The sequence below is a fragment of the Amycolatopsis sp. NPDC021455 genome, assembly GCF_040640995.1.
Taxonomy (GTDB): Bacteria; Actinomycetota; Actinomycetes; order Mycobacteriales; family Pseudonocardiaceae; genus Amycolatopsis.
Map to the genome: position 1 here is coordinate 421,105 of NZ_JBFACT010000002.1, position 21,662 is coordinate 442,766.

General features: G+C 71.5%; 21 protein-coding genes and 1 tRNA gene. 11 read left to right on the top strand and 11 right to left on the bottom strand.

What is annotated here, in order from left to right; all coding sequences use genetic code 11:
* The first annotated feature begins 43 nt into the window (after positions 1-43).
* Positions 44-1,432 (top strand): NAD(P)/FAD-dependent oxidoreductase, encoded by a 1,389-nt coding sequence (locus AB0G28_RS05015; RefSeq protein ID WP_361083052.1) that lies wholly within the window; start codon positions 44-46, stop codon positions 1,430-1,432.
* 1 nt (position 1,433) lies between these two features.
* Here the strand turns inward: AB0G28_RS05015 and AB0G28_RS05020 are convergent, their stop codons facing one another.
* Complete coding sequence (locus tag AB0G28_RS05020; RefSeq protein WP_361083054.1) at positions 1,434-3,317, bottom strand: hypothetical protein; 1,884 nt, start codon at positions 3,315-3,317, stop codon at positions 1,434-1,436.
* Positions 3,318-3,587: 270 nt separating this feature from the next.
* Between AB0G28_RS05020 and AB0G28_RS05025 the strand changes: the two genes are divergently transcribed.
* Together AB0G28_RS05025 and AB0G28_RS05030 are read left to right on the top strand one after the other, a co-directional pair.
* Positions 3,588-4,091: a DUF3145 domain-containing protein gene (locus AB0G28_RS05025; protein WP_026469134.1), complete on the top strand. Its 504-nt coding sequence runs from the start codon at positions 3,588-3,590 to the stop codon at positions 4,089-4,091.
* A gap of 31 nt (positions 4,092-4,122) precedes the next feature.
* The gene (locus tag AB0G28_RS05030) at positions 4,123-4,713 is read left to right on the top strand and encodes a hypothetical protein (protein ID WP_361083056.1); all 591 of its coding nucleotides are present in this window, start codon (positions 4,123-4,125) and stop codon (positions 4,711-4,713) included.
* Between the two features lie 48 nt (positions 4,714-4,761).
* Here the strand turns inward: AB0G28_RS05030 and AB0G28_RS05035 are convergent, their stop codons facing one another.
* The 6 genes from AB0G28_RS05035 to AB0G28_RS05060 form a co-directional block, all read right to left on the bottom strand.
* A complete protein-coding gene (locus AB0G28_RS05035; protein WP_361083058.1) occupies positions 4,762-6,009 on the bottom strand; it encodes a beta-ketoacyl-[acyl-carrier-protein] synthase family protein in 1,248 nt (415 codons plus the stop codon).
* Positions 6,010-6,037: 28 nt separating this feature from the next.
* Entirely contained in the window at positions 6,038-6,283 is a 246-nt protein-coding gene (locus AB0G28_RS05040) for an acyl carrier protein (RefSeq protein WP_004559006.1), read from the bottom strand.
* A gap of 74 nt (positions 6,284-6,357) precedes the next feature.
* The gene (locus tag AB0G28_RS05045; protein ID WP_361083060.1) at positions 6,358-7,341 is read right to left on the bottom strand and encodes a beta-ketoacyl-ACP synthase III; all 984 of its coding nucleotides are present in this window, start codon (positions 7,339-7,341) and stop codon (positions 6,358-6,360) included.
* A complete protein-coding gene (locus tag AB0G28_RS05050) occupies positions 7,338-8,261 on the bottom strand; it encodes an ACP S-malonyltransferase (RefSeq protein WP_361083062.1) in 924 nt (307 codons plus the stop codon). Before AB0G28_RS05050 ends, AB0G28_RS05045 begins: the two co-directional genes overlap by 4 nt.
* Before the next feature lie 182 nt (positions 8,262-8,443).
* Positions 8,444-8,899: a nitroreductase family deazaflavin-dependent oxidoreductase gene (locus tag AB0G28_RS05055; RefSeq protein ID WP_361083064.1), complete on the bottom strand. Its 456-nt coding sequence runs from the start codon at positions 8,897-8,899 to the stop codon at positions 8,444-8,446.
* Positions 8,900-8,987: 88 nt separating this feature from the next.
* Positions 8,988-10,202, bottom strand: coding sequence for a helix-turn-helix domain-containing protein (locus AB0G28_RS05060; protein ID WP_361083066.1), 1,215 nt, complete (start codon positions 10,200-10,202; stop codon positions 8,988-8,990).
* Positions 10,203-10,318: 116 nt separating this feature from the next.
* Here AB0G28_RS05060 and AB0G28_RS05065 point away from each other — a divergent pair, with 116 nt between their 5' ends.
* From AB0G28_RS05065 to AB0G28_RS05080, 4 genes are all read left to right on the top strand, one after another.
* Entirely contained in the window at positions 10,319-11,224 is a 906-nt protein-coding gene (locus tag AB0G28_RS05065; protein WP_361083068.1) for an ATP-binding cassette domain-containing protein, read from the top strand.
* Complete coding sequence (locus AB0G28_RS05070) at positions 11,221-12,441, top strand: ABC transporter permease (RefSeq protein ID WP_361083070.1); 1,221 nt, start codon at positions 11,221-11,223, stop codon at positions 12,439-12,441. Before AB0G28_RS05065 ends, AB0G28_RS05070 begins: the two co-directional genes overlap by 4 nt.
* A 316-nt stretch (positions 12,442-12,757) precedes the next feature.
* On the top strand, positions 12,758-13,534 hold the full coding sequence (locus AB0G28_RS05075; protein WP_361083072.1) for a hypothetical protein: 777 nt from the start codon (positions 12,758-12,760) through the stop codon (positions 13,532-13,534).
* A gap of 141 nt (positions 13,535-13,675) precedes the next feature.
* Positions 13,676-14,311 (top strand): nicotinamide mononucleotide transporter family protein, encoded by a 636-nt coding sequence (locus AB0G28_RS05080; RefSeq protein WP_361083074.1) that lies wholly within the window; start codon positions 13,676-13,678, stop codon positions 14,309-14,311.
* Positions 14,312-14,333: 22 nt separating this feature from the next.
* On the opposite strand, the gene AB0G28_RS05085 is transcribed toward AB0G28_RS05080, so the two are convergent.
* On the bottom strand, positions 14,334-14,924 hold the full coding sequence (locus tag AB0G28_RS05085; RefSeq protein ID WP_361083076.1) for a TetR/AcrR family transcriptional regulator: 591 nt from the start codon (positions 14,922-14,924) through the stop codon (positions 14,334-14,336).
* Between the two features lie 82 nt (positions 14,925-15,006).
* Here AB0G28_RS05085 and AB0G28_RS05090 point away from each other — a divergent pair, with 82 nt between their 5' ends.
* Positions 15,007-15,750, top strand: a complete 744-nt coding sequence (locus tag AB0G28_RS05090) for an SDR family oxidoreductase (RefSeq protein WP_361083078.1) — start codon at positions 15,007-15,009, stop codon at positions 15,748-15,750.
* Here the strand turns inward: AB0G28_RS05090 and AB0G28_RS05095 are convergent.
* Together AB0G28_RS05095 and aceE are read right to left on the bottom strand one after the other, a co-directional pair.
* A complete protein-coding gene (locus AB0G28_RS05095; RefSeq protein WP_361083080.1) occupies positions 15,747-16,958 on the bottom strand; it encodes an alpha-hydroxy acid oxidase in 1,212 nt (403 codons plus the stop codon). The genes AB0G28_RS05090 and AB0G28_RS05095 overlap by 4 nt on opposite strands.
* Positions 16,959-17,032: 74 nt before the next feature.
* Positions 17,033-19,828, bottom strand: coding sequence for a pyruvate dehydrogenase (acetyl-transferring), homodimeric type (gene aceE / locus AB0G28_RS05100; protein WP_361083082.1), 2,796 nt, complete (start codon positions 19,826-19,828; stop codon positions 17,033-17,035).
* Positions 19,829-20,245: 417 nt separating this feature from the next.
* Here aceE and AB0G28_RS05105 point away from each other — a divergent pair, with 417 nt between their 5' ends.
* The 3 genes from AB0G28_RS05105 (at position 20,246) to AB0G28_RS05115 (ending at position 21,323) form a co-directional block, all read left to right on the top strand.
* Positions 20,246-20,677 carry a DUF3052 domain-containing protein gene (locus AB0G28_RS05105; RefSeq protein ID WP_093952132.1) on the top strand — a complete coding sequence of 144 codons (432 nt, stop codon included), beginning with the start codon at positions 20,246-20,248 and terminating at the stop codon, positions 20,675-20,677.
* Between the two features lie 71 nt (positions 20,678-20,748).
* Positions 20,749-21,210: a peroxiredoxin gene (locus tag AB0G28_RS05110; RefSeq protein WP_361083084.1), complete on the top strand. Its 462-nt coding sequence runs from the start codon at positions 20,749-20,751 to the stop codon at positions 21,208-21,210.
* 41 nt (positions 21,211-21,251) lie between these two features.
* Positions 21,252-21,323: transfer RNA gene (locus AB0G28_RS05115), tRNA-Val, on the top strand.
* A gap of 27 nt (positions 21,324-21,350) precedes the next feature.
* On the opposite strand, the gene AB0G28_RS05120 is transcribed toward AB0G28_RS05115, so the two are convergent.
* A complete protein-coding gene (locus tag AB0G28_RS05120; protein WP_361083085.1) occupies positions 21,351-21,620 on the bottom strand; it encodes a hypothetical protein in 270 nt (89 codons plus the stop codon).
* Positions 21,621-21,662 lie beyond the last annotated feature (42 nt).

Here is a 21,662-nt window from a genome sequence, read left to right on the forward strand (position 1 = left end):
CCGTTCGCTTGCGCGATCCCGCGTAGTGGTGTGACCTGAAGCCATGTCTGGACAGACTTTTGACGTAGTGGTGATCGGCGCCGGACCGGTGGGGGAGGTGGCCGCCGAACGAGCGGCCCACGGAGGCCTGAAGGTCGCCCTCGTCGAGCACGAACGCTTCGGCGGCGAGTGCTCCTACTGGGCCTGCATCCCGAGCAAGGCGTTGCTGCGGCCGGGAAATCTCCTCGCCGCGGCCAAGCGCGTCCCCGGCGTGCCGGTCGGCGACCGGCTCGACCCCGCCGCGGTGTTCGCGCGGCGTGACTGGTTCACCGGCAAGGGCGACGACTCGGGCCAGGTCGACTGGGCCCGCGGCGCGGGTATCGAACCGGTTCGCGGGCACGGGGAAATCACCGGTGAGCGGGAGGTGACCGTCGGCGGCGACCGCGTGCTGACCGCCCGGCACGCCGTGATCGTCTGCACCGGCAGCGTGCCCCACCTGCCGTCGATCCCCGGGCTCGACACGATCCGGCCGTGGGGCTCGCGGGAAGCGACGTCGGCGTCGGCGGTGCCGGCGCGGCTCGGCGTGCTCGGCGGCGGCGTGGTCGGCGTCGAGATGGCGCAAGCGTTCGCTTCGCTCGGGTCGGAGGTCCACCTGGTGATCACCGGCCCGCGGCCGCTGCCGCGCAACGCGTCGTTCGCCGGCGACCTCGTGCTGCAAGGCCTGCGTGACGCCGGTGTCGAGGTGCACACGGAGTCGGGCGTTTCGAAGGTCGCCGCGGGGGCTTCCGGGACCGAGCTGACGCTGAAGGACGGCTCGACGCTCGTCGTCGACGAGTTCCTGGTGGCGACCGGCCGCCGTCCGGCGACCACCGGGCTCGAGCGTTTCGGCATCGAGCCCGGGCGGCCGCTGGAGACCGACGACACCGGCCGGGTGTCCGCAGTGGACGGTGGCTGGCTGTTCGCGGCCGGCGACGTCACCGGCCGCGCGCCGCTGACCCACCAGGGCAAGTACGGTGCCCGCGCGGCGGGCGACACGGTGGCGGCGCTGGCCGCGGGGACGCCGGTGTCGACGGCGCCGTGGAGCCGCTTCACCGCGACGGCCGACCACCACGCGGTGCCGCAGGTGGTGTTCACCGACCCGGAGGTCGCGGCGGTCGGCCTGGCGGACGCGCGGCCGGGATCGGCGGACCGCGTCGTCGACATCGACATCGCGGTGGCGGGCTCGTCGCTGCACGCGGACGGCTACACCGGCAAGGCCCGGATGGTCGTCGACACCGAGCGGAACGTGCTGCTCGGCGTGACGTTCGCCGGCCAGGACGTCGCGGAGCTGGTGCACTCGGCGACGATCGCGATCGTCGGCGAGGTGCCCCTGGACCGGCTGTGGCACGCGGTGCCGTCGTTCCCGACGATCAGCGAGGTGTGGTTGCGGCTGCTCGAGGCCTACGGGCTCTGAGTCACCGCGCGGGCAGGTCCAGGGCGGCTTTGGCGGCCCGGACCAGGCCGGGATCATCCGGAGTGGACGGTCCCGGCACCCAGACGGCCTGCACCAGCCGGACGGCGGTGCCTTCGAGCTTGCTGGCGTAGGCGGCGTTCTCGAAGCGCGGCGCGGTGGCGCCCCACTTGCCGGTCTCGGTGGCGAGGTCGAGGATCCCGCCGCCGCCCGGGGTGTCGGCGACGGCCTTGAAGGCGGCGGCGTGGCCGGCGTCGGGGAAATCGACGATCCCGACGGTGACGGCGCCGGGCCGGCCATCGACGGTCGCGGCGTAGCTCGCCCGCCGCACGCCCGAGCAACTGGTCTGCTGAAGGCTGGCTTGGGCATCGCCGAAGGCGTGCGACGCGCACCGCTGGTCCCCGTCGGCGGCGCGCAGGGCGAACTGCAGGCTCTTGACGGGAGCGGGCCGGCTGGACGCGGTGGACGGCGGCGCGGTGACCGAAGCGGGCGGCGGAGCGGCGGCGGTCCCGTCCCCGGTGGTGGCGACGGCGATCGCGGCGACGACCAGGACGACCAGCAACCCGATCGCCCCGAGCGGCAGCCAGCGCACGGTCCGCGAGGTCGCGGCGGCGGGTTGCGGCTGGGGTTGCGGCTGGGGTCTGGGTCGGGGGCTCGGTTGGGGATGGGGCAGCGGCGGCTTGGGTGCGGCGGGGGATTCGGTTCGCTCGGTGTCTCGGTCAGCGGGCTGCGCTGAGCCGGGGAGCGGGGGTGGCGGGGTTTCGGCGCCGGGGAACACGGGCGGTGCCGGGTTTTCGGCGGGGCGGACCGGCTCGCCCCGCAGAGGAAAGGGGAGAGCTTCGGCGAGTGGTTCCTCCTCGGCCGCCGGGGGAGGGGTGGTGGCGGAGGGAAGGTCCGGTTCCGGTTCGGCGGCGGGCTCCGCGGGCACGGTTGGGGCGGTGGCAGGCGGCAGGTCCGCCGGGACCGGGGTCTCGGTTTCGCCCACCGCGGCCGGCTCCGCGGCGACAGAAGCCGCGGCGGCCGGGTCGGCTGCCGCGGAAGTGGTTTCGGGCTCCGGGGCCGCGGTGGTGTCGGGCTCGGCGGGGTCGGGGGTCTCGGTCCGCCGGTCGGTTTCGTTCGCCGCAGCCGGGGATGCCGCAGCTCCACCGGAATCCGCCGCGGCCGAGCCGGCCGCCGGAGCACTCGCGGCCGAGGCGGCCGCCGCCGAACCGGCCCGCGCCGCCGGCTGGGCTGAGGGCGCCACGGGTGGACTGTCCCAAAGGGACTCCGGTGGCGAGTCGTCGGTCAACCGGCTGAAACCCTCGCCCAGCAGCACCTCGTCCGAGAACTCCGGCGCCGAGGGCGCCAGCCCCCGGATCAGGGCCCGCACCTGGTCCACCGACCGCGGCCGGTGGGCCGTCGCCAGCGAGACCGTCGCCGCCAGCATCGTCGTCGGGGTCGGGTGCAGGACCCGGACCGGGCCCGCCAGGTCGGCCGCCGGCTGGTCCACCGTCTCCACGTACGGGCCCACCGCGATGATCGTCCCCACCGGGGCCGTCCCCGGGACCAGGGCCGCGATGCGCCGTTCGCACGCCTGGGAGATGTCCAGGGCTTCGGTGGCCGGGTTGACCGCGTCGTCGTCCGCGACCAGGGGCCAGCCGTCCGCTTTCCACTCCGCGCCCAGCGGGGCTTCCAGCCGCAGCGCCGGGTCCGGGAGGTCGACGCCGATCACGATGATCACGCCGTGGGGCAGCAGGACCACCGCCTCGATCGGGCGCTCGGTCACCGATCCGACACCCACGAGTGCGATGCCGCCGATGACGGTGCTGCCGCGGCCCAGGGACGCCAGTGCCGCCCGGACGTCGTCGGCCACCCGGGACTGCTGCCGCTCCAGGCGCACCAGTCGCACCGAAAACCCCTTTCCGCTCGTCGTTCCGGGTCATCACGCTAGCGCCCGCGGGCGTATCCACCGTGCGACACGGGGACGACGCGGCCGCGTGCCCTCCGAAAGTGGGGCACCGGGTGACTTGTGGTGTTCGTGTGGCCAAACGGCACGGTTGGGGTGCAGAATGTGCTACAACGCATCGGAGGCGGCATTCGGGAGCCGCGCTGAGGCCGCGCTGCAGCTCGGAGTAGGGCGTAGGGGAAGACGTCCCTCGTCGAGCAAGCGGAGGTAGCAGTGAGCACCCGTGGCAGCACCCGAGGTGTGGTGTACGTCCACTCGTCGCCGTCTGCGGTGTGTCCGCACGTCGAGTGGGCCATTTCGGGCACCCTGGGTGCCCGCGTTGACCTGAAGTGGACGGCGCAGCCGGCCAGTCCGGGTCAGCTTCGCGCCGAGTGCGGCTGGCGCGCGCCCGCGGGCACCGGCGCCAAACTGGCGGCCGCGCTCAAGGCGTGGCCGATGATTCGGTTCGAGGTCACCGAAGAGCCCAGCGCGGGCGTCGACGGCGAGCGGTTCTGCTTCGCGCCCGGCCTCGGCCTGTGGCACGGCCGGACCAGCGCCAACGGCGACATCGTGGTGGGCGAAGACCAGCTGCGCGCGCTCGTCAGCATGACCCGCGGGGGCGAGTCCCTCGCGCACAAGCTCGACGAGCTCCTGGCCGCGAGCTGGGACGAGGCGCTCGAGCCCTTCCGGCACGCCGGCGACGGCGCGCCGGTGACCTGGCTGCACCAGGTCGGCTAGCGGCGGGACGGGGGCCGGTACGCTTTCCGGCGTGACCACCCCCGCCCCCAGCTCTCGCCAGCGCTGGCTGGTGCCCGTCGTGGTCGTGGTGCTGTCCGTGACCGTCGGCGGCGGCCTGCTCGCGCGCGAGCTCTACCGCCGTCCGGACCAGCCCGCCGGCGACACCTCCGCGGCCGCGTCGACGCCGTCCTCGGCCAGCAGCGGCGAACCGGGCGCGGCGAACAAGGTCAAGATGACCGATGACGCGAAGGCGCATCCGCAGGCCGACGCCGTCCGCAAGGTCCTGCAGACCTACTTCGACGCCATCAACGCGAAGAACTACCGGCAGTGGACGAGCGTGGTCAGCGCGCAACGCGTGGCCGAGCAGTCACCCACCGTATGGCTCGACGGCGTGAACTCCACAAAGGACACCGACGCCCTCGTCTACCGGATCGAACGCGGCTCGGGCCAGTCGCTGCGGGTCCTCGTCGGGTTCACCAGCCGCCAGAAGCCCGAGGACGCGCCGCCGTTCTTCCAGGAGGCGTGCATCAAGTGGCGGCTCGTGCTCCCGATGATCGTCGACGGCTCCTTGAAGATCGACGCCGTCGACAAGGGCCCGCAGCCCGAACACGAGAAGTGCTGAACGCGAAGAAGGGGCCCGGCCGCACGGCCGGGCCCCTTCTTTCCCACATCAAGCCGCGGTGAACAGCAGCGCGGTGTTGTGCCCGCCGAAGCCGAACGAGTTGCTGATCGCGGCGGTCAGCTCGACCTTGCGCGGTTCGCCCGCGACGACGTCGAGCTGCACCCGCGGGTCCAGGTCGGTCAGGTTCCGGGTGGCCGGCACGAGGCCGTGGTAGAGCGACAGGATCGTGATGATCCCCTCGACCGCGCCGGCCCCGCCGACGAGGTGGCCGAGCGAGCCCTTCGGCGCCGTCACGACCACGTGGTCTCCGACCGCGTTGCGGATCGCCGCCGCCTCGCCGATGTCACCGACCACAGTGGACGTCGCGTGGGCGTTCACGTGCCCGACGTCCGCGGCGGTCACCCCGGCCATCTTCATGGCCGCGCGCATCGCCGCGATCTGGCCGATGCCCTCGGGGTGGTTGCCGGTGATGTGGTAGGCGTCCGAGGTGATGCCGTGCCCCGCGAGCGTCGCGTAGACGCGCGCCCCGCGCGCCTTCGCCAGGTCCGCGCGCTCCAGGATGACCACGCCGGCGCCCTCGCCGAGGACGAAGCCGTCGCGGCTGGAGTCGAACGGCCGCGACGCGCTCGCCGGGTCGTCGTTGCGCGTGGACACCGTGCGGGCCTGGGCGAACCCGGCCAGGGTGATCGGGTGGATGCACGCCTCGGCGCCCCCGGCGACCACGACGTCGGCGCGCCCGGAGCGGATCATCTCCACGCCGTTGGCGATGCCCTCCGCACCCGAGGCACAGGCCGAGGCCGGGGAGTGCACCCCGGCCCGCGCCTTGAGGTCGATGCCCACGTGCGCGGCCGGGCCGTTCGGCATCAGCATCGGCACGGTCAGCGGCGACACCTTGCGGAGACCCTGCTGGTGCAACAGGTCGTTCTGGGTGAGCAGGGTGACCGGGCCGCCGATACCGGTGCCGATCGACACGCCGAGGCGGTCGGGGTCGACGTCGGTGTGCTCGTCGGTCGGCTCGGTGTAGCCGGCGTCGGCCCACGCCTGCCGGGCGGCGATCAGCGCGACCTGCTCGCAGCGGTCCAGCCGGCGGGCCTGGACCCGGGGCAGGACGTCGGCCGGGTCGACGGCCAGCTGGCCGCCGATCTTGACCGGCAGCTGCAGCTCCTCGACCCAGTCGGCCTCGATCGCGCGAACCCCGCTCGCCCCGGCCAGCAGACCGTCCCAGGTGGACGTGACGTCCCCGCCGAGCGGTGTGGTGGCGCCGAGACCGGTGATCACGACGTCGATGTTGCTCATGGGAGTCTCCTCAAGGAGGGAAGAGGACTTACTTCGAGTTGGCCGACACGTAGTTCACCGCGTCGCCCACGGTCTTCAGGTTGGCGAGCTCGTCGTCCGGGATCTTGACGCCGAACTTGTCCTCGGCCTGCACGGCGATCTCGACCATCGACAGCGAGTCGATGTCCAGGTCGTCCACGAACGACTTCTCGGCGGTGACGTCGTCCTGAGCCACACCGGCGACCTCTTCGACGATCTCGGCGAGGCCGGCGAGGATCTCAGCGTTGTCAGCCATGGGGTAGTTCCCTTCTCGGTCCATCTGGGGGTCTGTTTCCCTCGGGCGAGTGCCCGCGGGGAGCGTAACGGTGATCAGGGGCAGACGAACGCCTGCCCGGCGTAGGACAGGCCCGCGCCGAACCCGACCGCCAGCACCAGGTCGCCGGACTTCGCCGTCCCGGCCTTGCGCATGTGGTCCAGCGCGAGGGGGATGGACGCCGACGACGTGTTGCCGGAGTACTTGATGTCGTCGGCGACGACCATGTCGTCGCGGGCGCCGTTGGCCCGCAGCTTCTTCGCGATCGCCTCGACGATGCGCAGGTTCGCCTGGTGCGGGATCAGCACGTCCACATCGGACGGCTTCAGCCCGGCCGCCTCCAGCGCGCCCAGCGCGATCGGCGCGATCTGGGTCGTCGCCCACCGGAAGACCGACTGGCCCTCCTGGTAGATGTACTTCTCGTCGCGCATGTAGATCAGGTCGACCAGGTCGCCCGCGCTGCCCCAGGACACCGGGCCGATGCCCGGCTCGTCGGACGCGCCGACGACCGCGGCGCCCGCGCCGTCGGCGAAGATGATCGCGTTGGCCCGGTCGACCGGGTCGACCGAGTCGGTGAGCTTCTCGGCGCCGATGACCAGGACCTTCTTCGCCGAACCGGCGCGGATCAGGTCGGAGGCGACGCCGAGGCCGTAGCAGAAGCCGGCGCAGGCGGCGTTGAGGTCGAACGCGCCGGGGCTCGGGATCCCGATCCGGGCGGCGACCTGCGCGGCGGCGTTCGGGATGAGCGTCCGCATCGTGCAGTTCGGCAGGATGACCGTGTCCACTTCGGACGGCTCGACCCCGGCGTCTTCGAGGGCGGCCTTGCCCGCGGCGACGGCGAAGTCGGTGAGCTCCTCGTCCTTCTCGGCGAAGCGGCGCTCGATGATGCCGACGCGCGCCCGGATCCACTCGTCGTTGGTGTCCATGATCTTCGAGAGGTCGTCGTTGGTGACGATCTTCTCGGGCTGCGCGCTGCCGATGCCCAGCACGCGGCTGCCGCGGGAGCCGGTGTTGAGGCTCAGGGCGGGTCGGTCGGTCACGAGGCGTCCTCCTGGCGCAGCGCCGCCAGTTCGGCCGGCGTCTTCAGCGCGGTGGTAGTGGTGACGACGCCCTTGAGCTGCCGCTTGACCAGGCCGGTCAGGGTGCCCGCGGGCGCGAGTTCGATCGTGCGGGTGACGCCGAGGGAGACCAGGCCGTCCATCGTCAGGTCCCAGCGGACCGACCGGGTGACCTGCGAAACCAGCCGGCGGAGGTACTCGGCCCCGCTGGTGACGACGGCGCCGTCCGCGTTGGACAGCAGCGGGCGGACCGGGTCGGCCGGGGTCAGCTCGGCGGCGTGGGCGCGCATCGCCTCTTCGGCGGGCGCCATGTATCCCGTGTGGAACGCACCGGCGACCTTGAGGGCGCGGATCTTCGTGCCTTCCAGGGGCTCGGCGACGATCTTCGCGATCGCGTCGGCGGCGCCGGAGGCGACGATCTGCCCCGCTCCGTTGCGGTTCGCCGCGGTCAGGCCCTGGTCCTCGAGCCACGCGACGACCTGCTCGGGATCCCCGAGCATGACCGCGGCCATCGACGTCGGTTCCAGCGCGCACGCCTTCGCCATCTCGGCGCCGCGGACGGCGGCGAGCGCGACGGCGTCTTCGGGCTTCAGCACCCCGGCGATCGCGGCCGCGGCGAGCTCGCCGACGGAGTGGCCGGCGACCGGCGCGTCCGCGGGCACCGGCGCGGTGGCCTGGAGGTGCTCGAAGGTGAGCAGCGACAGCGCGACGATCAGCGGCTGGGCGACCGCGGTGTCCTGGATCTCGTCGGCGTCCGCCTCGGTGCCGAGGCGGAGCAGGTCGAGCCCCGCGCGGTCGGACCACTGGGCGACGCGCTCGCGCGCGCCGTCGAGGTCGAGCCAGGGCGTGAACATACCGGGGGCCTGGGACCCCTGACCGGGAGCGAGGACTGCGACTGTCACCCTTCAAGGGAACACGGCGAGAGGGCTTTCCCGGGATGCCGACGTTCACAGTGTCTGTGCGGCGTCTTTGTCGGAACCCTCCAAAGGCACGCCGCAGAACCTCGCGCGTAACCCGGATGCCTTGTCGGGTTCAATCACCTTTCGCTGTTAAGTCCATCACGTGACGGCCGTCTCGGCAAGGCTCAGCCCACCGGGGTCAGCAGCACGACCGGGATGACGCGGCTCGTCTTCCGCGCGTACTCCGCGTAGAGCGGGAAGATGCCCACCATCTTCGGCCAGAGGGACTCGCGCTCGGCAGGCGAAGCGACCCGGGCGCGGGCGGTGAACCGGCGGGTGCCGACCTGGACGCCGACGTTCGGTTCCGCCTGGAGGTTCTTGAGCCACTCCGGATCCTTGTCGGCGCCGCCCTTGGACGCGACGACGACGAAGTCGTCCCCCGAGGTGCCGTAGATCAGGCAGGTGCGCCGGGGCACGCCGGTCCGGCGGCCGGTCGTGGCGAGGATCAGGGTGTACAGCCCGTTCGACTCGTGTCCCTCGGTGCCGCCCGAGGCCAGGTACGTGCGGGTCTGCTCGGCGACCCAGTCCCACTCCGAGTCGGTGGTGTCGGTGGCGCGGTCGAGGTCGTCGGCGACAGCCATGGTGGGTCCTTTCTCAACGGGGTTTCAGCGGAGCCGGCCGCTCCTGCCCCGGGGACGGAGCCGGCGGCGCGTTCTCGACATCCCCGGGTCACCAAAGCCCGCGGGCCCGCGCCAGCCGTCCGACGGTCAGCGCGATCCGCAGCACCAGGGCGTCGCGCGGGTCGGCCGCCTGGCAGCCCGTCAGCTCCGCCGCCTTCCGCAGCCGGTACCGGACGGTGTTCGGGTGGACGAACAGCGTCTTCGCGCACGTCTCGAGCACCCCGCCGCTCTCGAGGTACGCCTCGACCGTGCGCTGCAGGGTCGGGCCAGCCTCCTCGAGCGGGCGGGCGATCGTGTCCACCAGCAGGCGTTCCGCCTCCGCGTCCCCGGACAGCGCGCGCTCGGGCAGCAGGTCCACCGACCGGACCGGCCGGGGCGCGCCCGGCCAGCCGACCACCGCCCGCAGCCCCGACAGCGCCTCCGTCGCGCTGTGGTGGGCCTCCGCCAGGCTCGGCACCGTCGGGCCGGCCACGACCGGGCCGTCGGCGAAGGCCACCGACATCCGGGCGAGGATCTCGCGCTCCTTCACGCCGCCGTCGGTCGGCCCGCCGACCACGACCACCAGCCGCGAGCCCTGCACCGACAGCAGCACCGGGCGGCCGACGCGGGCGGCGCGGCTGCGGACCTCGAACACGATCGTCGGCGGGTCCTCCGACGGCGGGTTGCCGACCAGCACCGTGGCGGCCGCGGAGGGCTCCCAGCCCAGCGCCGTGGCCCGCGAAAGGACCGACTCCTCGGCGTCGCCGCGGACGATGCCGTCGACGACCAGCGCCTCGAGCCGGGCGTCCCACGCGCCGCGCGCCTCCGCCGCGGCGGCGTACGAGTTCGCGGCCGCGAACGCGATTTCCCGGCCGTAGCGCAGGATTCCCTCGATCAGCGCCGCGCGTTCCGCCTCGTTCGCGGCGAACTCGGGCAGCTGCTCCTCGAACACCTCGATGGCCAGGCGGACCATGCCGACCGCCTGGCGCAGGCTGACCCACCGGGACAGCTCGGCCGGCGCGTCGCGGAACGCCTCGGTCGTCAGCTTCAGGGCCTCCTTCGAGTCCCGCAGCCAGTCGACGAAGCCCGCGGCCCCGGCCTGGGTGATCAGCAGGACGCTCGCGCGCTGGTCGGCGGGCAGCCGCGCGAACCACGGCAGCCGCCGCTCCATCACCGCGATGCTCGCGCTGGCCAGGCTGCCGGAGGCGCGTTCGAGCTGCCGGAGCGTCTTCGCGGACAGTCCGTGGTGCTTCGGCACCCGGCGCGGGGCGGTGGTTCCATCCATGGCGGACGCGATCCTACGTGCCCGCAACTTAAGTAGCCCCTCGCGGCAACGCGCGGTGGTAGGCAGTGCGTGTACGGACTGCCTACGATCGGGGCCACACAGAACGGGGGACGGGGATGACCGGGTTAGAGATCGACGCGATCTCCAAACGCTACGGCGACGTCGTCGCCTTGCGCGAAATGACGTTCGACGTCCGGCCGGGGGAGTTGTTCGGGTTCGTCGGCAGCAACGGCGCCGGCAAGACCACGACCATGCGGATCGCGCTCGGCGTGCTCTCCGCCGACGCCGGCGAAGTCCGTTACGACGGCGTTCCGGTGACACACGAGACGCGCCGCCACATCGGGTACATGCCCGAAGAACGCGGGCTCTACCCGAAGATGAAGGTGGCCGAGCAGCTGACGTACCTCGCGCGGCTGCACGGCATGTCCGCGGGCGACGCGCGGTCGTCGGCGGACAAGTGGACCGAGCGGCTCGGCGTCGCCGGCCGCCGCGACGACGAGGTGCAGAAGCTGTCCCTCGGCAACCAGCAGCGCGTCCAGCTGGCCGCGGCGCTGGTGCACGAGCCGCGGATCCTGGTGCTCGACGAGCCGTTCTCCGGCCTCGACCCGGTCGCGGTGGACGTGATGAGCCAGGTGCTCAAGGAGAAGGCCGCCGAGGGCGTGCCGGTCGTGTTCTCCAGCCACCAGCTCGACCTGGTGGAGCGGCTCTGCGACCGGGTCGGGATCGTCCGCAGTGGACAGATGGTGGCCAAGGGCACCGTCGGCGAGCTGCGCGCCGGTGGTGCCGTGCGCCTGCGGGTCGACGTCCCCGAGGCCGACGGCGGGTGGGCCGACGGCCTGCCCGGGGTGAAGGTGCTCGGCCGGACGGGTCCGGTGACCGAGCTCGAGCTGGGTGAGGGAGCCGACGACCAGGCCGTGCTCAAGGCCGCGCTGGCCACCGGGCCGGTCCGCGAGTTCGCCCGGGAGCAGCCGTCGCTGACCGACCTCTTCCGTTCCGTCGTGACCGAGGAGGTCGCCGCATGAGTACCCCGGTCCCGGACGTCCGGATGAGTCCCGCCGCGGCGGTGGGCCTGGTCGCCTCCCGCGAGATCAGCACCCGCGTGAAGTCGAAGGCCTTCCGCGTCGGCACGGCGGTCATGCTGCTGCTGATCGTGGCCGGCATCGTGGTGATCAAGCTGATCACCGGTGGGGGTGGTCCCGACTCGACCGTCGGTTACACCTCGGCGACCGCGCCGCTCGCCGCGCCGCTGAAGGCCGGCGGCCAGGCCGTCGACGAGAAGATCGACACGGTGCAGGTCGCCGACGAGGCCGCCGGGCGCGCGAAGCTGGCCGACGGCTCGCTCGACGCGCTGCTCACCGGCGACGGCAAGACCGTGCACGTCCAGGTGAAGAAGGACCTCGACGGCAAGCTCGCCCGGGTCCTGCAGCTGCTGTCCCAGCAGGTTGCGGTGAACCAGCAGGTCACGGCGCTGGGCGGGGACCCGGCCCGGTTCCAGGCCGCGATCGCGTCCGCGAAGTTCGTCGAAGACCCGCCGCTGGAGCAGCCATACGACTACAACGGCCAGCAGCTCGTGCTGGGCATCATCGCCGGCATCCTGATCTACATGTCGTTGCTGCTCAACGGCCAGAGCGTGGCGCAGGGCGTCGTCGAGGAAAAGACGTCGCGGGTGGTCGAGCTGCTGCTGTCGACGATCAAGCCGTGGCAGCTGATGGCCGGGAAGGTGCTCGGCATCGGCGTGGTCGGGCTGATCCAGATGCTCGTGATCGGGATCGGCGGGGTCGTCGCCGGGCTGGCCACGGACGTGCTGACCATTTCCGTCTCGGCGGCCGTGGGCACCGTCGTCTGGCTGGTCGTGTGGTACCTGCTCGGGTTCTTCATGTACTCGATCGTGTTCGCCGCGCTCGGCGCGCTGGTTTCGCGCCAGGAAGACGTCGGCGGCGCGGTGATGCCCGCGCTGATGTTCGTGATCGCCGGGTACGTGATCGGCATTTCCGTGCTGCCGTCGGATCCGGGCAACACGTTCGTCGAAGTGCTTTCGGTGATTCCGGTGTTCTCGCCGACGCTGATGCCGATGCGGCTGGCGATGGGCGGAGTGCCCGTTTGGGAAGCGGTGGTGTCGGTGGGGCTCGTGGTGCTGCTGATTCCCGGGCTGATCTGGCTCGCCGCGCGGATCTACCGGAATGCGGTGATGCGCACCGGCGCGAAGGTGAAACTCCGCGACGCTCTGCGCGCCGCCTGACGTTTTCCCGCCGCCCGACGGACGCGAATGACTCATTCGGGACCTCCGAGGTCCCGAATGAGTCATTCGCGGCATCCGCGGTGAGGGGTGGCCGGCCGGGCCACCGCCGCTATGCCGGGAGAATGCTCGAGGCCGCCCGGCGCTTGCGGTTTACGCTGCGCCGGACGGCCTCGTCTCCCCGGTCCCCACCGGTAGAACAAGTATGGCCACGGGTGATCTTCGCGCGCCAGTCGTCTCACTCGATCGTGGGGCGCACGAGTTGCCGCAGCTGGGTACTTGATCGACGATCCGGGGCAAATCCGTGGAGGGAGCCGATATGGGCGAGCAACTGAAGGACGGGCTCGGGCAGGCGTGGGCGATGGTGGCCACGTTCGTCCCGAAACTCGTGGGATTCCTGATCATCCTGCTGATCGGCTGGTTGATCGCGAAAGCCGTCTCGAAAGGGCTGGCGCTCGTGCTCGGGAAAGCCGGTTTCGGGAAACTGGTCGAGCGGACCGGGCTGAGCGGAAAGGTCGGCCAGCAGAAGATCGACGCGACCGGGATCCTCGTCAAATTGGTCTACTACTTCATTCTGCTGATCGCGCTGCAGCTGGCGTTCGGCGTGTTCGGGCCGACCAACCCGGTGAGCCAGCTGCTCAACGACATCATCGCGTTCCTGCCGCGGATCGTGGTGGCGCTGGTGCTCGTGGTGGTGGCCGCGGCGATCGCGAAGGTGGTGCGGGACGTCGTCGCGTCCGCGTTGTCCGGCCGCGGGGCGGCGCGTCCGCTTTCGCTGGCGGCCTACTGGCTGATCATGGCGTTCGGCATCATCGCGGCGCTCGGCCAGGTGAACATCGCGACGGCGATCACCGGCCCGGTGCTGATCGCGGTCCTGGCGACGATCGGCGGCGTGATCGTGGTCGGCTTCGGCGGCGGCCTGATCAAGCCGGCCCAGGACCGCTGGCGCGGCTGGATGGCGAACATGGAGCACCAGCTGGAGACCCCGGCCCAGCGCACCGGCGAGATGGGTACCGCCCAGGCGGCGCACCACGCGAGCGTCGGCGCGGACGGCACCCCGACCCCGCCGGTCGGGACGCCGCGTCCCCAGATCTGAGCGGGGCGTCCAGGACGGGCCCGGCGGACGGGGAAGCCGCCGGGCCCGTCCCATGCTCCGGGATGTTCCGCCGCTCACACTCCCTGGGGAATGCGTCCGTCACGGAGCATGTTGGGAGCCGTAGGACGAAAGGGGCGTGCCGTGGACTTCCTCCTGCAGCACGGGATCACCGTGCTGGGCCAGTGGATTTCGATCGCGGAGCTCGCCGGGCAGGTGTTCGCGCTGGCCGTGGTGTTCCTCGCGCAGCGTCGCACCCTGTGGACGTGGCCGGTCCAGGTCGGGGCCACGGTGCTGCTGTTCGCCGTCTACGTCTCCGCCCACCTCGGCGGGCTGGCCGCCCGGCAGGTCGCGATCCTCGCCATCTCGCTCTACGGCTGGTGGGCTTGGACGCGCCGCAAGGACCCGGTGTTCGGCGTCGTGGTGCGGCAGGGCCGGCTCGCCGAACGGCTGGCCATGCTGGGCGCCTTCGTCGCCGGCACCACTGTGATGGCCCTGGTCCTCGACGCCCTGAACGCGTCCTGGGCGCCCTGGCCGGACGCGGCGATCTTCGTCGGGACCCTGGTCGCCTTCGGCGCGCAAGGGCTGGGGCTCGTCGAGTTCTGGCTGGTCTGGCTGGTCGTCGACGCGATCGGCGTGCCGTTGCAGATCTCGTCCGGCCTGTACTTCTCCGCCGCGGTCTACATCGTCTTCGCCGGCCTCGTCGTGCACGGCTGGTGGAGCTGGAACCGCTCGGCTCACCGCCTCGAGGCCCGAGAGGTCACCCCAGCCTCCAGCTGAGCGCCGCGGGGCATCACGCGAGTCACCGCCTCGGGAGCACCGCGAGGGCGGTTTCGGCGATCGCGCGGATGTCTGCCGGCTCGACCCCGCCCTTGCCGAGTGCTTCGAGGCCGCGCAGGACGGCCAGGACGAGCCCGCCCAGGTGGGCCGGGTCGGGGCCGGGGTCGAGGTCGCCTGCGCGCTGGGCGCCCGCGACGCAGGCCGTCAACTGGTCCTGCAGGTCCCGGAACACCCGCCGGCTGCGGGCCGCGACCGCTTCGTCGTGCTCGGCGCACTCGGCCGTGCTCTTCGCGATCAGGCAGCCCCGCCGCTCCCGGTCGGCGACGACCGATTCGGCGATCGCGTGCACGTGGTCGCGCAGTCGCCGGTAGGCGGTGTCGTCGGGGCCTTCGAGTTGCCGGCGCGTGCCGTCCGTGGCTTCGGTGCAGTAGTGGTCGTAGACGCGCAGGAACAGCGCGTGCTTGTCGCCGAAGGCGCCGTAGAGGCTGCCTTTGCCGAGGCCGGTCGCCGCGGCGATGTCGTCGATCTTCGTGCCCGCGTAGCCGGTCGTCCAGAACTGGTCCCTCGCCGTGCGCAGGACTGCCGCCTCGTCGAAGCTCCGGGGTCTCGCCATGGGGTCAGGCTACCCATTCTTGACTGCCTCGTCCAGAACGGCGTATGTTCTGGACGAGACAGTCAAGAACTGGAGGACCTTCGTGGACCTGGAGAACAAGACCGCGGTCGTGACCGGCGGCAGCACCGGCATCGGGCTCGCCATCGCCAAGCGCTTCGCGGCCGAAGGCGCGCACGTGTTCATCACCGGCCGCCGCAAGGAAGCTCTCGACGACGCGGTCGCCGAGATCGGCGGCGGGGTGACGGCGGTCCGGGCGGACTCGGCGAACCTGGCCGACCTGGACGCGCTCTACCGCGCGGTGGCCGAGCGCGGCCGCGGCCTGGACGTGCTGGTGGCCAACTCCGGCGGCGGGAGCTTCGCCCCGCTCGGCGAGATCACCGAAGAGCAGTTCGACACCACGTTCGGCACGAACGTCAAGGGCGTCGTCTTCGCCGTCCAGAAGGCGCTGCCACTGCTGAACGCGAACGCGTCGATCATCCTCACCGGCTCGACGGCGTCGACGCGCCCCGGCCCGGCCTTCGGCGTCTACGGGGCGACGAAAGCGGCGGTGCGCAACCTCGCCCGGAGCTGGGCGCTCGACCTCAAGGGCACCGGCACGCGGGTCAACGTCCTGAGCCCCGGACCGACGCGCACCCCGGGCATGCTGGGCCTGGTGCCCGACGACGAACAGCAGGGTCTGGTCGACGGCCTCGTGGCGCAGGTCCCGCTGGGTCGCCTCGGCGACCCGGCGGAGATCGCGGCCGCCGCGCTGTTCCTGGCCTCCGATGAGGCGAGCTTCGTCAACGGCACCGAGTTCTTCGTCGACGGCGGCGCGGCACAGGTCTAGCGCAAGGTCGCGTGGGAAGGCCTGAGGTCGGCGAGGGTTCGGACGCCGAGCAGCTGCATCGTGCGGACCATCTCCGTGCGCAGGATGTCGACGCAGCGCTGGACGCCGCGTTCCCCGCCGGCCATCAGGCCGTACAGGAACGCGCGGCCGACCAGGACCGCGTTCGCGCCGCGGGCGATCGCCGCCACGATGTCGCCGCCGGACAGGATGCCCGTGTCGATCCAGACCTCCGCGCCGCCCTGGATCTCGTCCAGGACCGCCGGGAGCAGTTCCAGGGGAGTCGGCGCGCGGTCGAGCTGGCGGCCGCCGTGGTTGGACAGCAGGACCGCGTCGGCACCGTGCTTGACGACGTCACGGGCGTCTTCGACGCTCTGCACGCCCTTGACCACGAGCTTGCCCGGCCAGGTGCGGCGCACCCAGTCGAGGTCGTCGTAGTTCAGCGTCGGGTCGAACAGCTTGTTCAGCAGCTCGGCGACGGTGCCGTCGAAGTGGCTCAGCGAAGCGAACTGCAGCGGCTCGGTGGTGAGCAGGTTGAACCACCACGCCGGGTGCGTCGCCCCGTCGAGGAACGTCTTCAGCGTGAGTGCCGGCGGGATCGTCAGCCCGTTGCGGACGTCCCGCAGCCGCGCGCCGCCGACGGGCGTGTCCACGGTCAGCATGAGTGTGTCGTAGCCCGCGGCCCATGCCCGATTCATCAGATCTTCGCCGGCGCCGTGGTCGCGCCAGACGTAGAGCTGGAACCACTTGCGGGCGCCCGGCGCGGCCGCCGCCAGGTCCTCGATCGACGTCGTCGCCATCGTCGAGAGCCCGACCGGGATGCCGTTGCGCTCGGCGACGCGGGCGACCGCGCGCTCGCCCTCGTGCTGCATCATCCGCGTGAATCCGGTGGGGGCGAAGGCGAACGGCAGCGCCGAGGTCTTGCCGAGGATCTCGCGGGTGGTGTCCACATCGGACACGCCGCGCAGCACGTTCGGGTGGAACTCGACGCGGCGGTAGGCCTGCCGGGCGCGCAGGAGGCTGTCTTCGAGCTCGGCCGCGCCGTCGGTGTAGTCGAACGCCGCCCGCGGGGTGCGCTTGCGGGCGATCATCCGCAGGTCGCCGATGGTGTGCGCGTTCGCGAGCCGCCGGTCCGTCGGGTTCAGCACGATCGGCTTCGGCCGCAGGATCTGCTTCAGCTCGGCCGGCTTCGGCAGTCGGCGCTTCGTCACCTTCATCAACTCCCTACACGCACCGGGACCCGGCAGACATCGGATGTCTGCCGGGTCCCGAACCTAGCACCAGGTCAGGCGTTACCGGAATCCGACGTCTGCGGCCCGGCGGCCGTGATGTCGTCGAGCCGGTACTTCGTGGCCGCATCGAGGACCTTCGCCTGGTCGACCTCGCCGCGCTTGGCCAGGATCGACAGCGCGCCGACGGTGATCGACTCGGCGTCGACCAGGAACTTCCGCCGGGCCGCCGGCCGGGTGTCGGAGAAGCCGAACCCGTCGGTGCCCAGCGTCAGCATGTCGGTCGGCACGTACGGGCGGATCAGGTCCGGCACCGCGCGCATCCAGTCCGACACCGCCACGACCGGCCCGTTCGTGCCCGAAAGCGCCTCGGTGACGTACGGCACGCGCGGCTCACTGCCCGGGTAGAGCAGGTTGTCGTGGTCGATCTCGACGGCTTCGCGCCGCAGCTCGGTCCACGACGTCGCCGACCACACCGCGGCCCGCACGCCCCATTCCCCGGCCAGCATCTTCTGCGCCTTCAGCGCGTCCGGCATCGTGACGCCGGAGACGAGGATCTGCACCTCCGGGCCGTCGCCCGCGGGCGCGTCGGCGTACTTGTACAGGCCCTTGAGCAGGCCGTCGACGTCGAGGTTCTCCGGCTCGGCGGGCTGCTGGTACGGCTCGTTGTAGATCGTCATGTAGTAGAAGACGTTCTCGCCGTTGCCGTCCGGGCCGGTCTCGCCGTACATCCGGCGGAGGCCGTCCTTGACGATGTGCGCGATCTCGAACGACCACGCCGGGTCGTAGGTCACCGCGGCCGGGTTGGTCGCCGCCAGCAGCAGCGAGTGCCCGTCGGCGTGCTGCAGGCCCTCACCCGTCAGGGTGGTGCGGCCGGCGGTCGCGCCGAGGACGAACCCGCGGGCCATCTGGTCGGCGGCGGCGTACAGGCCGTCACCGGTCCGCTGGAACCCGAACATCGAGTAGAAGATGTAGATCGGGATCATCGGCTCGCCGTGCGTCGCGTACGACGTGCCGACGGCGGTGAACGACGCGGTCGAGCCCGCCTCGTTGATGCCCTCGTGCAGCAGCTGGCCCTTCTCGGACTCCTTGTAGGCCAGCATCAGGCTCGCGTCGACCGAGGTGTACGTCTGGCCGTGCGGGTTGTAGATCTTGGCCGTCGGGAACATCGAGTCGAGGCCGAAGGTGCGGGCCTCGTCCGGGATGATCGGGACGACGCGCTTGCCGATCTCGGAGTCCTTCGCCAGCTCGCGGACCAGCCGGACGAACGCCATCGTGGTGGCGACCTCCTGCTTGCCGGAGCCCTTCCGGATGCCCTCGTAGACCTTGTCGCCGGGCAGGACCAGGGCCTTGGCGGCCTTGGGACGGCGTTCCGGCAGGAAGCCGCCGAGCGCCTTGCGGCGGCCGATCATGTACTCGATCTCGGGCGAGTTCGCGCCCGGGTGGTAGTACGGCGGCAGCTTCGGGTCGCGCTCGAGCTCGGCGTCGCTGATCGGGATCCGCTGCGAGTCGCGGAACAGCTTCAGGTCGTCGAGGGTGAGCTTCTTCATCTGGTGCGTGGCGTTGCGGCCCTCGAACGCCGGGCCCAGGCCGTAGCCCTTGATCGTGTGGGCCAGGATCACCGTCGGCTGGCCGTGGTGCTCCAGCGCCGCCTTGTACGCCGCGTACACCTTGCGGTAGTCGTGGCCGCCGCGCTTGAGGTTCCAGATGTCGGCGTCGGAGAGGTCCTTGACCAGGTCTTTCGTCCGCGGGTCGCGGCCGAAGAAGTGCTCGCGGACGAAGGCGCCGTCGTTGGCCTTGTACGTCTGGTAGTCACCGTCCGGGGTGACGTTCATCAGGTTGACCAGCGCGCCGTCGCGGTCGGCGTGCAGCAGCGAGTCCCACTCGCGGCCCCAGATCACCTTGATCACGTTCCAGCCGGCGCCGCGGAAGTACGACTCCAGCTCCTGGATGATCTTGCCGTTGCCGCGCACCGGGCCGTCGAGCCGCTGCAGGTTGCAGTTGATCACGAAGGTCAGGTTGTCGAGGCCCTCGCCGGCGGCGACGTGGATGAGGCCCCGCGACTCGGCCTCGTCCATCTCGCCGTCACCGAGGAACGCCCAGACGTGCTGGTCGTCGGTGTTCTTGATGCCGCGGTCGCGCAGGTAGCGGTTGAACCGGGCCTGGTAGATCGCGTTCATCGGGCCGAGGCCCATGGACACCGTCGGGTTCTCCCAGAACTCCGGCATCAGCCGCGGGTGCGGGTACGACGGCAGGCCGCCGCCCTCGCCGGCGTGGCTGTACTCCTGGCGGAAGCCGTCGAGCTGCGACTCCGACAGCCGGCCCTCGAGGAACGCGCGGGCGTAGATGCCGGGGGAGGCGTGGCCCTGGATGTAGATCTGGTCGCCGCCGCCGGAGTGGTCCTTGCCGCGGAAGAAGTGGTTGAAGCCCACCTCGTACAGCGCGGCCGAGGAGGCGTAGGTCGAGATGTGCCCGCCGACGCCGACGCCCGGGCGCTGCGCCCGGTGCACCATGATCGCCGCGTTCCAGCGGATGTAGGCGCGGTAGCGGCGCTCGATCTCCTCGTCGCCGGGGAACCAGGGCTCGTTCTCGGTGGGGATCGTGTTGACGTAGTCCGTCGAGGTCAGGGCCGGGACGCCGACGTTCCGCTCCCGGGCCCGCTCGAGGATGCGCAGCATCAGGTAACGGGCCCGCTGCTGACCGCCCCTCGCCAGAGCCTCGTCGAAGGAGTCCAGCCACTCGGCGGTCTCCTCCGGGTCGATGTCGGGCAGGTGCGCCGCCAGTCCGTCACGGATGACGCGTACGCGTGCCGGGGTCTCCTTGCCGGAGGCGCCGTCGTTCTGCGGGGCCAAGGGGTCTCCTTGCGAAAAGTTGTAACCGGTGGTGCTCGTACGCGGGGGTGTACGACTCTCCATCGTCGTCTTCCGTCCCGGCTTCCGCACCGCTACTTGGCGGTAACATAGGCCGACCCGGTCGAGCCACTCCCGGCGCGCGGTGTATCGCGCGCGCGTTTTCTTCTCCCCCACCCTAGGGGACGGGCCCCGGCGGGGTGGCAGACCGGTCCCCGCAGGTACCCGAAACGCCGTCGCGGCGGGTCCCTCGCGGGCCGTATCCTGCGACACGACTTGTCAAAGATCCGGTGTGGACGGTTGCGCGCGGAGCCGCACCAGTGTTCGCTATCGGCAACCGGGTAGCCGAGTGTGGCGAAGCCCTACCCTCTCCGAGGGGAGGCGGCGCCACGCTCCGTCGTAGTTGGAGGAGTGAAAGCAGTGGTCGCCGCGGGAGACGCTGATCAGAGCAGCGTCGCCGAGAGGCTCGGCATCAAGCCCGAGATGGTGGTCCAGGAGATCGGCTGGGACGAGGACGTCGACGACGACCTCCGTGCGGCGATCGAGGAGCAGATCGGCGGGGACATCCTCGACGAGGACGCCGACGAGGTCATCGACGTGGTGCTGCTCTGGTGGCGCGAAGACGACGGCGACCTGGGCGACGCGCTCATCGACGCCAGGGGCCCCCTGGAGGAGAGCGGCGTGATCTGGGTGCTCACCCCCAAGACGGGACAGCCCGGGCACGTCGAGCCGAGCGAAATCGCCGAAGCGGTACCCGCCGTCGGCCTGGCCCAGACCGCCAACATGAGCGTCGGCCCGAACTGGATCGGCACCCGGCTGGTGTCGCCGAAGTCGAAGTCGAAGCAGCGCTGACCGGCCCCGCCGGGCGGACACGATAGGGTTGTCCTCGCAGGCACGTGTCCGTACGGGAGAGGAAACGCGGTATGACCGTCGAGGTCGGTTCTGAGGCCCCTGACTTCACGCTCAACGACTACAACAAGCAGCCGGTCCAGCTGTCGTCGTTCCGGGGTGACAAGCCGGTGCTGCTGGTCTTCTACCCGTTCGCGTTCAGCGGCATCTGCACCGGCGAGCTCTGCCAGCTCCGGGACGAGTTCGCGGACTACGACAACAAGGGTGTCCAGGTGCTGGGCGTCTCGGTCGACACGCCGTTCTCGCTCAAGGCGTGGGCCGAGAAGGAGGGCTACCAGTTCCCGCTGCTGTCGGACTTCTGGCCTCACGGCGAGGTGGCGCGTGCGTACGGCGTGTTCAACGAGGACGCGGGCCTGGCGGTCCGCGGCACGTTCCTGATCGACACGTCCGGCGTGGTCCGGTTCGCCGAGGTCAACGCCCCCGGCGAGGCCCGCGACCAGCAGAGCTGGAAGAAGGCCGTGGCCGAACTGGCCTGAGGTTTCCGGGCGGCGGCTCCCCGGCCGGGGCCGCCGCCTGAGGGCGCATAGCTCAGCGGAAGAGCACTCGGTTTACACCCGAGCGGTCGCAGGTTCGAACCCTGCTGCGCCCACCGTTTCCGTGCATGCTCATCGGCGTGTCAGTCCGGTTCGCCCGGCCGTGGCCGTGCCGATTCCGTCTCCGTGGCGGCAGTGTCCTCGTCCGGCCACTTCATCAGCCCCGAAGCCAGAGCGAACACGCTGTTCGCGGCGCGGAGGGCATAGCGCTGCCGTCGCTCGTTCATGAAGAGGGCGAGAAACAGGATCACCGCGGCCACGGCCACCGCCACCAGCGCGGGCACGGCAACCACGATCACTCTAAGGGTCAACGCGGTGCCGCGAGAGAGGCGGGGCAGCAGGAGTGGCGCCACCGTGGACCTCCTCGCCGGGTCGGGTGTCCGCCGCTTCAGGAT

Bases quoted from the DNA above. Each gene is read 5' to 3' on its own strand.
- AB0G28_RS05015 (WP_361083052.1), top strand. From the start codon at position 44: ATGTCTGGACAGACTTTTGACGTAGTGGTGATCGGCGCCGGACCGGTG.
- AB0G28_RS05035 (WP_361083058.1), bottom strand. From the start codon at position 6,009: ATGAGCAACATCGACGTCGTGATCACCGGTCTCGGCGCCACCACACCG.
- AB0G28_RS05040 (WP_004559006.1), bottom strand. From the start codon at position 6,283: ATGGCTGACAACGCTGAGATCCTCGCCGGCCTCGCCGAGATCGTCGAA.
- AB0G28_RS05055 (WP_361083064.1), bottom strand. From the start codon at position 8,899: ATGGCTGTCGCCGACGACCTCGACCGCGCCACCGACACCACCGACTCG.
- AB0G28_RS05060 (WP_361083066.1), bottom strand. From the start codon at position 10,202: ATGGATGGAACCACCGCCCCGCGCCGGGTGCCGAAGCACCACGGACTG.
- AB0G28_RS05065 (WP_361083068.1), top strand. From the start codon at position 10,319: ATGACCGGGTTAGAGATCGACGCGATCTCCAAACGCTACGGCGACGTC.
- AB0G28_RS05070 (WP_361083070.1), top strand. From the start codon at position 11,221: ATGAGTACCCCGGTCCCGGACGTCCGGATGAGTCCCGCCGCGGCGGTG.
- AB0G28_RS05075 (WP_361083072.1), top strand. From the start codon at position 12,758: ATGGGCGAGCAACTGAAGGACGGGCTCGGGCAGGCGTGGGCGATGGTG.
- AB0G28_RS05085 (WP_361083076.1), bottom strand. From the start codon at position 14,924: ATGGCGAGACCCCGGAGCTTCGACGAGGCGGCAGTCCTGCGCACGGCG.
- AB0G28_RS05110 (WP_361083084.1), top strand. From the start codon at position 20,749: ATGACCGTCGAGGTCGGTTCTGAGGCCCCTGACTTCACGCTCAACGAC.